Below are 8,370 nucleotides of genomic sequence, written 5' to 3' on the forward strand. Positions count from 1 at the left end.
CTACTGATGTAGTATCCAACGGTGCCCACGAAGCGTGAATCAGTCCTGGACAGTGCGATCGAAATACTCGGATCGCGCGGACTGCGCGCCCTCACCCATCGTGCCGTCGACGACGACTCCGGTATGCCGTCCGGCTCGACATCCAACTACTTCCGCACGCGCGAAGCCCTACTCTGCGGCGTGGCGGAACGCCTCGAACAACGCGACTACGTGGACTGGGAAGCGCTGAGCCGGATACCGGCACCGACAACCGTCGATCAACTCGTCGACGGGCTCGCCTTACTGGTCATCCACGCGGTCACCGTCGACCGCACCAGGACACTCGCGCGCTACGCGATGTTCCTGGAGGCCCAGACCATGCCGGCACTCCAAACCTCCGTGCAGCGCGGGCACGAACGGCTGACGGAATGGATCGCGTCGATGCTGCGCACCGTCGCCCCCGGCACAACGGTCGCGAAGCTACTCGTCGACTATCTCGATGGCGTCCTACTCCATCAACTGACCAGCCCGGTGCCGGGGTTCGACCCACGCACCGGGCTGGAAAAGATCGTTCGCGCGCTAGTCAGCTGACGATCGCGAACAGCACCGCTGCGACCGCGAAGCTCACCACCGACAGCACCGTTTCGAGCACGGTCCAGGTCTGCAGCGTTTGCTTGACCGTCAGGTTGAAGTACTTCGCGATGATCCAGAAGCCACCGTCGTTGACGTGGCTGAGAATGATCGAGCCCGCGGCGATCGCCATGGCGATCAACGCGATCGCCATCTGCGAATAGCCGTGGCCCGCGACCAGCGGTGCGACGATGCCACCGGTGGTCACGATGGCAACGGTGGCCGAACCCTGCGCGATGCGCAGGCCGCAGCTGATGATGTAGGCCAGCACGATCACCGGCAGACCCGCGGCCGACATGGTGTCGGCCAGCGCGGTGCCGATCCCGGTGGCGGAGATGACCTTTCCGAAGAACGCGCCCGCGCCCACGACCAGCAGCAGCATGCCGACGGGCCGCAGCGATTCCGCGGTGAGGGTGCTGAGTTCCTGCACGCTGGAACCGCGGCGCACACCGAGCACGTAGAAGGCAACGAGGACCGCGATGAGCAGCGCGACAGCGGGCGTACCGAGGAAGGTGAGCACCTGCAGCAGCTGCGACTTCTTGTCCAGCCACTGCGTGCCGAAGGTCGCGCCGAGGATCAGCAGCAGCGGAATAGCAATGATGCCGCCGATGACCGCGACGGCAGGCGCGGCTGTCTCGGTTTTCGTGACGGTCGAGCCGGACCCCACAGCCGTGCCGGGGCCGTCACCGACGATCGGCGCTGTGTGCTGGGTCTCGGGCCGGATGAGGAACTCCTCCGGAACCTCCACCTGCACCCGTTTGCCGATGTAGCTGCCCCACACAATGCCCGCGGCGATGAATCCCGGTATGCCGCAGACGAATCCCATCAGAATCAGCCAGCCGAGGCTGACACCGAGCAGGCCACCCAGCGCGACCGGTCCCGGGTGCGGCGGCAGGAAGGCATGCGTCATCGACAGACCCGCGAGCATCGGCATCGCGTACAGCACCAGCGATCGTCCACCGCGCTTGGCGGCGACGTAAACCAGTGGCGCCAGCACGAAGATGCCGATATCGAAGAAGACGGGGATGCCGAAGATGAGCCCCAGCAGACCCATCGCCACCGGGGCGCCCTTCTCGCCGAACACACTCAGCAGCTTGCCGGTCAGCACATCGGCGCCACCGGAACGTTCGAGAATCGCGCCGAGCACCGTGCCGAGGCCGATAATGACGGCGATGTGGCCGAGGATGCCACCGAAGCCGGTCTCCAGCAGGGAATCCCCCGGTTTGATCGCCGTGCCGACAATCTTCGAGACCGGAAGGCCGGCAGCGAGCGCCAGCGCGAGCCCGGTGAGCAGCAGCGCGATGAACGGCTCCAGTTTGACCTTGATAATGGCAAGCAGCAGTACGGCTATCGCGAGACCGCAGAGCACCAGCAGTCCGGGGGTCGTGGTGCGCAGCCAGTCGGCGGTGGCGTTCATATCTGTGCCTCGCCGGCGCTGGGCCAGGGCATACGCCGCTCGGCACTGTGTTCAATGGGCTCGCTCACGGGGGTACCTCTCAATTCATGGATCGAACAAATGACGCTGCGCGCGTGGCGATGTCGGACCAGCGGCCCGCGGCGACGTCGGCGGGAGAAACGACATCGGTGCCCGCGGTGACGGCCACAGCTCCGTTGGCGAGGAATTCGGCGGCATTGCCCGCGTTGACGCCGCCCGACGGGATGAGCGCCACGTCGGGGAACGGACCGTACAGGTCTTTCAGATAGCCGGGACCCAGCGCCCGCGCGGGGAAGATCTTGACCGCGGCGGCACCGAGGTCGATCGCGGTGAGCACCTCACTCGGCGTGAAAGCGCCCATCACCACCGGGATGCCGCGCCGGGTGGCGACGGCGGCGACCGCGGGGCGCAGGCCAGGGGTGACCAGGAACCGAGCGCCGTGGTCGATCGCCGCCTCGGCCTGATCGGCGGTCAGCACCGTCCCGACGCCGAGCACGGCGGCCTCGGTCGCGGCGGCCGCGCGCAGCGAGCCGAGCACACCCGGTGTGGTGAAGGTGAGTTCCAGCGCGCGAATGCCGGACCGCGCCAGAGCATCCGCCAGCGCCGCCGGGTCCGGGATCTCCGGCGCGCGCACCACGCTGAGTACCCGGTCGGCGCGGATCACATCGAGAGCGTCGGTGTTCAATATGTCTCCTTCCTGGCGGCATCCATGCGCAGCGCGCGGCCGGCGAGTGCACCTGTCGGCGCGCCGTTTTCGATCGCGAACTCACCGTTGACCAGCACGTGCTGAATACCGCGCGCCTGCTGTTTGGGGTTGTCGAAGGTCGCGGTGTCGGTGATCGCGGCCGGATCGAACAGCACGAGATCCGCGGCGTACCCGGTGAAGACGAGCCCGCGATCGCTGAGCCGAAGCCGCGCGGCCGGCCTGCCGGTGAGGTGGTGCACGCAGTCCTCTAGCTCGAAGACTCCGAGCTCACGCACGTAATGGCCGAGGTAACGGGGAAAGGTGCCCCATACCCTAGGGTGCGGCCGGTCACCGACCAGCAGCGCGTCGCTGCCGCCCATATGCCCGGGATGCACCATGATGGCGCGCACGTTCTCCTCGTGGCCGACGTGCTGCAAAATCGTGGTGGCGAACAGATCGCGGCGCAGCAGGTCGAAGAACACCGCCACCGGCGCGACGCTGCTCTCGGCGGCGATCTGATCGATGGTCTTGCCGACATACCGGTCCAGTTCCTCATTGGCGACGCCACTGATCTGAATGGTCTCCCACTCGACGGTGACGCCATGGCAGCCGTCGGAGCCGTTCACGTCGACGTCCAGCGCGATTCGGGCACGCAGCGCGGGGTCGTCGATCCTGGCCAGTGCCGCATCCGGTCCACCGGACATGGCCCAGCTCGGCAGCAGCGCGGACAGCGTCGTCGCGCCGGGCAGATATGGGTAGGTGTCCAGCGTGATGTCGCAGCCTTCGGCACGAGCCGCGTCGACCAACGCGAGAAACTCTGGTGCCCGACCACGATTGACGCCGAAGTTCATGGTGGCGTGGGTGAGATGCAGCGCGCAGCCGGTATTGCGCGCCAGCTCGATCATTTCCGCGTACGCCTCGAGTGCGCCCGCACCGTAGGAGCGGGTATGCGGGGCATAGAACCCGCCGAAGTCCGCGACAACCTCACACAGCGCGGCCAATTCACTGGTGTCGGCATACATTCCCGGTGTGTAGGTGAGCCCACTCGACATGCCGACCGCACCCTCGCGCAGACCTTGCGCGAGCAGCTCCCGCATCCGGCGTATTTCGGCCACGGTCGCCGCACGCTGGGCACTGCCGACGACGAGCAGCCGCAGCGTGCCCTGCGGCACCAGGTAGGCGGCATTGGGTGTGATGCCCTGGTCCAGGCGCTCGAGATACTCGGCCACGCTGCGCCAGGAGAATTCAAGATTCGCGGGATTGCCGTTCCACCCGGCAATCTGACGCCGCAGCACGGCCAGGGCGGCATCGTCGATCGGAGCGTAGGACAACCCGTCCTGTCCGAGGACCTCGGTAGTGATGCCCTGGCTGATCTTCGGGAAGTGACCGGGCTCGGTCAGCAGATGCAGATCCGAGTGCGCGTGCATATCGATGAAGCCGGGAGCAAGCACCGATCCCGGTGCGGCGTCGAGGATCCGGGCGGCAGTGAGTGTGCGCGGCCCGGAGATCTTGGCGATCCGGCCCCGATCGATGAGCACGTCACCGCGGAAACGCGGTGCGCCGGTGCCATCGACGATGTCGATGTCGCGAAACAACAATTCGGTCATGGGCGTCAGAAGAACGTATGCAGGAGGTCGACGACGCGCGGACGTTCGGCGTCGGCATCGTCGATCACCGGAATGAGCCGCCATTTGTCGAATGCGGTGCACGGATGCGAGAGGCCGAGGCGCACCACGCTGCCGACGGGGACCTCCACCGCGGTGCTACCGGGCAGCCGCAGGAAGGCGTGCTGATCGTTGAGTGCCGACACCGCCGCGGCCGGGTTCAGTGAGTCCTCCTGTCCCGCAACATGTTGCGGGACAGGAAGCCCCTCATCGAAGGGAAGATCGCGCTTCCCCGCGTCCAGTAGCGCGAGCTCCGGCTCCGGTCGCGACACCGTCCGCGCCCAGCCGTGCATCGCCGAACGCAGCGGCCGATCGCTTCGCGGTGCGGCCAGCGGTGAAATACCCGAGTAGAAGCCGTCATCATGGATGATATAGGCCCCCGAGCGCAGCACAACGGTGGTCGGAATACCTTGCGCGCCTTGCTCATCGGCGAATCCGGCCAGGCACTCGACGACCAGATCGGGGTAGGCACTGCCGCCCGCGGTGATGATCGCACCGTCGCGGTAAAGGCCATCTGCGGCAAGTTCACGGTGCAGTCTTGCGAGTTCGTCGAGGTAGTGGCGCACGGCCGCGATGGCGTCCGGGGTGCGGTCGTGAGCAAGCGCCCCCTCGTAGCCGCCGACGCCCGCCAGGGTGAGCCGGGCGGAGCGGTCCACCGCGACGGCGATGGCCTTGGCTTCCGCCACTGTCCGCGCACCGGTGCGGCCGCGCGGGCCACCGAGTTCGATGACCACCCGGATCCCGGCCTGCCCCGGCGCCGAGCGCAGATGCTCATCCATCAGCATCACCGTCTCGACGCTGTCGGCCCAGCAGACGAACTCGAAAGTTGGGTCCTGCGCCAATTCCACTGCGAGCCAATGCAAACCGACCGGATCGACGAGAGCGTTGGCGAGCACGATGCGACCGACGCCGAAGGAACGCGCGAGCTGGACCTGCCACACGGTGGCCAGAGTGATACCCCAACTGCCCGCCGTCAGCTGCTGGGCCCACAGTTGCGGAGCCATGGTGGTCTTGCCGTGCGGAGCCAGGCGCACACCCGCGGCTCGCGCCCAGTCGGCCATCACCGCGACATTGGCGGCGACCGCCGCCCGATCCACCGTCAGCACCGGCGTCTCGAACTCCTCGAGATGCGGACCCGAGTCGAGGAACTCCCGAACCGTCCGGCCCCACGCCGCGGGCGGCAGACTCTTGTGTTCCGGACCGAGCACTCGATCTTCCAGTGCGGCAACGGCTTTCTCGTCGATCGTCACGACGTTCCTTCCCTCGGACGGGGTCCGCAGTTTTATGCCCCCGAGTTCGCGCTCATTTTATGCACTTCATACATTGCGTATTTTGCAACGTCTGTTGCATATCGTGTTTAGTGTGGTTATTCTGCACGGGATGGCCGGTGGCCGCAAGGGCAGAAAGGAGATCGATGTGAGGTGGCGTACATCGACCCGCTCGCGAGCGGTGACCATCGGGGAAGGGCTTGCCGTCCTGGTGGCGCGACCCGGCCCACTGGAAGACTCCGACATCTTCGAGCGCACCGCGGGCGGCGCCGAGTCGAATGTGGCTACTGTGCTGACCCAGCTGGGCATCGACGCGGCCTGGATCTCCCGAGTGGGCGACGACGGGTTCGGCCGGTACCTGGTGGGGCATCTCGCCGATCGCGGTGTGGACGTGTCCGCGGTCGTCACTGATCCGACCCGCCCTACCGCGGTCTACATCAAGGAACGCGGCAGTGGTTCGGGCAAGGCGACAGATCTGGCCGAGCGAGTCAGCCGGATGCTGTACTACCGCACCGGGTCTGCGGCCAGCGCACTGTCCGCGACCGATCTCGCGGCCACCGCCGCGGCCCGTGTACTCGACAGCTGCGAAGTCGTGCACTTCACCGGGATCACCACCGCGTTGTCGGAGTCGGCTACCGAGCTCACCGAGGCGCTGATCACGATGCCGCGCCACGGCAGATTGGTCAGCTTCGACCTCAATTTCCGACCGACGCTGTGGGCCGGACGGCTCGAGCGGGCGGCGGATGTACTCGCCGGGCATGTGCGCGACAGCGATGTGGTCTTTCTCGGCGCCGACGAGGCGGGCGAGGTGTTCGATGTCGACGATCCGGACCGATTGCGCGCCCTGTTCCCGGAGCCCGAGCATTTGGTGGTCAAGAACAACGAGCACTCGGTGACGGGATTCTCCGGCCACGAGCGGGTAGAGATGCCCGCGCTCGGACTCGACATCACCGAGCGGATCGGTGCGGGCGACGCGTTCGCGGGTGGATACCTGGCGGCACTGCTGCACGGGCGTCCGCTGGCCCAGCGGCTGCGGTTCGGGCATCTGTGCGCCGCCGCGGCATTGACCGGCACCGGCGATATCGCGGAACTACCGTCGCCCGAGGTACTGCACTCGCTGGCAATTCTCGACGAGACCGCCTGGGCCGGAGTGCATTACGCCGAGGCGGTTGTGGCCCACAATGTGGCGTTATGAGCGTTAGGGCAAAGTCATGAGTCAGAGTCTGTTGCGTGCGTTGACCATTCTCCTGTCCCTCGGGGAGGATTCGCGATCCCTCGAGCAGTTGGCGACCGAGCTCGGCGTGCACAAGTCGACGGTGTTGCGCCTGCTACAGACCATGGAGTCACAGCGATTCGTCACTCATGACAGCCAGCATCAGTACGTCTTGGGCTCGAAGTTGTTCGAGTTGGCAAATCGGGCGTTGGAACAGCGTGACGTCCGAACCATCGCGCGCCCACACCTGAGCGCACTGAATTCGACTACGGGACAGACGATTCACCTCGCGACCTATGAATCGGGCGAAGCGATATACATCGACAAATTCGATGCGATTCAGAGCGTGCGCATGTACTCCCGGATCGGGCGACCGGCGCCACTGCACTGCACGGCCGTCGGCAAGGTGCTCGTCGCCGCGCAGCCGCGGGCCGAATGGCGGTCCATCGCACAGCGCCTCGACTACCGCACGTTCACCGAGCGCACCATCCGTACTTCCGAGCAGTACCTCGCGGAGCTGGACCTGGTTGCCGCGCAAGGCTATGCGGAGGACCACGAGGAGCATGAGAGCTTCGTCAACTGCATCGGAGTTCCGGTGCGCAACGGCACCGGCGCGGTCGTTGCCGCGGTATCGATGTCGGTGCCCGACATGCTGCTCGACCACGACCAGGTGCTTGCCGAACTGCCGCGGCTGCGGGCTGCGGCGGCGGCCATTTCCACCGAGCTCGGCTGGTCCACCGGCCGGGTCCCCACCCCCAGCTGAGACCACCACAGGAGAGGCAGACCATGCGCGACAAGATCGCCATTCGTACCACCGAAGCGCCCGCCCCCGCGCACACCTTCTCCCAGGGTGTCCGCAAGGGACCGTTCGTCCAGGTCTCGGGCCAGGGACCGGTGGATCCGGTGACCAACGACTATCTGTTCCCCGGTGATGTCGCGGCACAGACCATTCGGACGCTGCACAACGTGAAGGCGATCATCGATGCCGGAGGCGCCACCTTCGACGACGTGGTGATGCTGCGCGTCTACCTCACCACCCGCGACGACTTCACCGCCATGAACGACGCGTATGGCGAATTCGTCACCGCCAACACCACCGGCGATGTGCTGCCGAGCCGCACCACGGTATTCACCGGGCTGCCGCGCGCAGAGATGCTCGTCGAGATCGACGCTCTTGCCATCATCACCGAATAGCCACGACCAGAGCGTCTTTCGAAGTCGAACCGCACAGTACTTCGTGTGATCTCGACAATCCCTCCCAGCCAGTCTGCACGCCGGAAGATGTGTGCTTGTGTACTCGAGTTGCGGAAGAGAGAGCCGCGTACGGCACACGGCGTACCAAGCACTGCTCTGCACCACCCCAACGTCACCTCGCGCACCAGACCGGTCCGAGCTGGGCGGGTTCCAGGAACAACCCACCACGATCCCGCCCACAACGGTTCGCTCACCAGTGAACTACCGGGCAGTGCTGGGCGCGTCGGGTGCCGTCCCCGACT

Annotated in this window: 8 protein-coding genes; 4 read left to right on the forward strand and 4 right to left on the reverse strand. The window is 66.2% G+C overall.

The window, feature by feature from the left end:
- The first annotated feature begins 21 nt into the window (after nucleotides 1-21).
- Entirely contained in the window at nucleotides 22-570 is a 549-nt protein-coding gene (locus AB0M74_RS31825) for a TetR/AcrR family transcriptional regulator (RefSeq protein WP_366530007.1), read from the forward strand.
- On the opposite strand, the gene AB0M74_RS31830 is transcribed toward AB0M74_RS31825, so the two are convergent.
- The 4 genes from AB0M74_RS31830 to AB0M74_RS31845 all read right to left on the reverse strand — a co-directional run bounded on the left by AB0M74_RS31830 (nucleotide 563) and on the right by AB0M74_RS31845 (nucleotide 5,643).
- Nucleotides 563-2,026 (reverse strand): gluconate:H+ symporter, encoded by a 1,464-nt coding sequence (locus tag AB0M74_RS31830; protein WP_366530008.1) that lies wholly within the window; start codon nucleotides 2,024-2,026, stop codon nucleotides 563-565. The genes AB0M74_RS31825 and AB0M74_RS31830 overlap by 8 nt on opposite strands.
- A 79-nt stretch (nucleotides 2,027-2,105) precedes the next feature.
- Entirely contained in the window at nucleotides 2,106-2,729 is a 624-nt protein-coding gene (gene eda / locus AB0M74_RS31835) for a bifunctional 4-hydroxy-2-oxoglutarate aldolase/2-dehydro-3-deoxy-phosphogluconate aldolase (RefSeq protein ID WP_366530009.1), read from the reverse strand.
- Complete coding sequence (locus AB0M74_RS31840) at nucleotides 2,726-4,336, reverse strand: D-aminoacylase (RefSeq protein ID WP_366530010.1); 1,611 nt, start codon at nucleotides 4,334-4,336, stop codon at nucleotides 2,726-2,728. The genes eda and AB0M74_RS31840 overlap by 4 nt, the downstream gene beginning before the upstream one ends.
- 5 nt (nucleotides 4,337-4,341) lie before the next feature.
- Nucleotides 4,342-5,643 (reverse strand): amino acid deaminase, encoded by a 1,302-nt coding sequence (locus AB0M74_RS31845; RefSeq protein ID WP_366530011.1) that lies wholly within the window; start codon nucleotides 5,641-5,643, stop codon nucleotides 4,342-4,344.
- A gap of 112 nt (nucleotides 5,644-5,755) precedes the next feature.
- On the opposite strand from AB0M74_RS31845, the gene AB0M74_RS31850 reads away from it, so the two are divergent.
- Genes AB0M74_RS31850 through AB0M74_RS31860 form a run of 3 tightly spaced genes read left to right on the forward strand, consistent with a single transcriptional unit; the run spans nucleotide 5,756 to nucleotide 8,068 of the window.
- On the forward strand, nucleotides 5,756-6,856 hold the full coding sequence (locus AB0M74_RS31850) for a sugar kinase (protein WP_366530012.1): 1,101 nt from the start codon (nucleotides 5,756-5,758) through the stop codon (nucleotides 6,854-6,856).
- Nucleotides 6,857-6,872: 16 nt separating this feature from the next.
- Nucleotides 6,873-7,637, forward strand: a complete 765-nt coding sequence (locus tag AB0M74_RS31855; protein WP_366530013.1) for an IclR family transcriptional regulator — start codon at nucleotides 6,873-6,875, stop codon at nucleotides 7,635-7,637.
- A gap of 23 nt (nucleotides 7,638-7,660) precedes the next feature.
- Nucleotides 7,661-8,068, forward strand: coding sequence for a RidA family protein (locus AB0M74_RS31860; RefSeq protein ID WP_366530014.1), 408 nt, complete (start codon nucleotides 7,661-7,663; stop codon nucleotides 8,066-8,068).
- Nucleotides 8,069-8,370: the final 302 nt, after the last annotated feature.

The sequence above is a fragment of the Nocardia sp. NPDC051463 genome, assembly GCF_040681975.1.
GTDB lineage: Bacteria > Actinomycetota > Actinomycetes > Mycobacteriales > Mycobacteriaceae > Nocardia.